The organism is Chamaesiphon sp. (assembly GCF_041737865.1).
Taxonomy (GTDB): domain Bacteria; phylum Cyanobacteriota; class Cyanobacteriia; order Cyanobacteriales; family Chamaesiphonaceae; genus Chamaesiphon.
In genome coordinates this window covers 1-1,505 of the sequence record NZ_JBGSQZ010000115.1, presented here as the reverse complement: position 1 = coordinate 1,505, position 1,505 = coordinate 1, and the positions used below count along the sequence as shown (strand labels likewise).

Annotated in this window: 3 protein-coding genes and 1 pseudogene; all 4 read left to right on the top strand. The window is 46.4% G+C overall.

Features of this window, described 5'->3' with window-relative positions:
• The first annotated feature begins 169 nt into the window (after window positions 1-169).
• Window positions 170-505 carry a hypothetical protein gene (locus tag ACEW9J_RS08215; protein WP_373544648.1) on the top strand — a complete coding sequence of 112 codons (336 nt, stop codon included), beginning with the start codon at window positions 170-172 and terminating at the stop codon, window positions 503-505.
• Window positions 506-748, top strand: a pseudogene (locus ACEW9J_RS08210) (DUF4351 domain-containing protein).
• Between the two features lie 30 nt (window positions 749-778).
• Window positions 779-1,012 (top strand): DUF4351 domain-containing protein, encoded by a 234-nt coding sequence (locus ACEW9J_RS08205; RefSeq protein ID WP_373544647.1) that lies wholly within the window; start codon window positions 779-781, stop codon window positions 1,010-1,012.
• A 194-nt stretch (window positions 1,013-1,206) separates the two neighbouring features.
• Window positions 1,207-1,371, top strand: coding sequence for an HPP family protein (locus ACEW9J_RS08200; RefSeq protein WP_373544646.1), 165 nt, complete (start codon window positions 1,207-1,209; stop codon window positions 1,369-1,371).
• The last annotated feature ends 134 nt before the right edge of the window (window positions 1,372-1,505 follow it).

The window sequence follows — 1,505 nt, the reverse complement described above, 5'->3', positions numbered from 1 at the left end:
ATTACGGCATCACAAAGCATTGGGGTCGCCTATATTTTGGTTCATGCTTTGGATGATGGGGCGAAACGTTTCTATGAAGTTAATGGCTTTGTGGCAATTCCCGAACGACCATTGACGCTATTTTTACCTGTTGCTACTGCTATCTTAGCGATGCAGTCTCAGGAGTGATATGTCTCAATTTCCCCACGACGAATTCGCCAAAAATTTATTTGAACTACTACTCACACCCTTTGGTGGTGTAGAGATCGAACGCAGCGTTCAGCCAGAAGCCAAAGCCGTAGATATTTACTTCCAACCGACTCAACCAGTTCCGCCCGACCATCAGATCGGTTTATTAGCCCGCTGCATTACTCAACCAGCCATCTTTGAGCCTTTTCGCAATCCCGTTGGTGTCGGCGAGATCCAGATCTGTATTGCGAAGTTATTTGAGATTCAACAAGAGTTGACACGAGAACGGAAACGACTCAAACAGACAGATACCGCCGAAATCAAACCTCAATTATAGATACTCACGCTTAAACTAGAACTAGAGGCTCAACAAGTTGGTCGAGCAGAGGGTCGAACAGAAGAAGGACAGGCTTTAATTCTGCGGCAATTGACTCGACGAGTGGGCAATGTGCCGATCGAGACGGAAATTAGGGTTAAGGCTTAATCACTGGTGCAGTTGGAGGATCTAGGTGAAGCTTTGTTAGATTTTGCCAAGATTGAGGATTTATTAGCTTGGTTGGATGGCGATCTCAATAAATAAAGTATCGAGCCAGAGGAGCAAAATTTAGCCATGAGACTATCTGCACTGTATATCGAGAAGATTCAAGAGGCTCAACAAGTTGGTGAAGCCAGATGTCGTCAGGAGGGTCGCACAGAAGGTGAGCGGGAATTGGTGATGTTGCTATTAACCGAAAAGCTCGGTGATGTTTCCACTGAGTTGTGTCAGGAGATCGCCGGATTATCTGCGTTGTTGCGGTTTGGTGCGATGGCAGATTTGACTGGATGGCTAGCTAATCATCGTTAGTCAATGGTGGGGTGCGCTTGCGCTCCCCCAAGGGTGGTCGAACTAGCGGAATGTGGGATCGATGCATTGATGGGAATGGAGGTAGGACACAGTAGCCTGCATCGATATGTCCAGAAACAAGAACTAGAAATGCCAGCCATACTCGACACGATCGAGATTTGCATAAAGCTCCGGGGCAAACAGTAGGAGAAGTGATGACACCTCATGCAGTTTCCATCTCTGCTGCTACGCCGCTTCCTGAAGCCGCTAGAATCATGCATGATAAAAAGATTCACCGTTTACCTGTGGTAGATGAACACAATCACCCGATCGGCATTATTACCGAAAGTGACATCGTTCGCGCGATCGCGGTTGTATAAATTTAGATAAGATCGATACAGCGAAATCCCCGACTTCTTGAAGAAGTCGGGGATTTTGACCATTCTAGCTTACTACTCGATCAAACTATCAAGAATTAGACAATGTTTCCGGTTCGTGCAATACGCCTGCAATA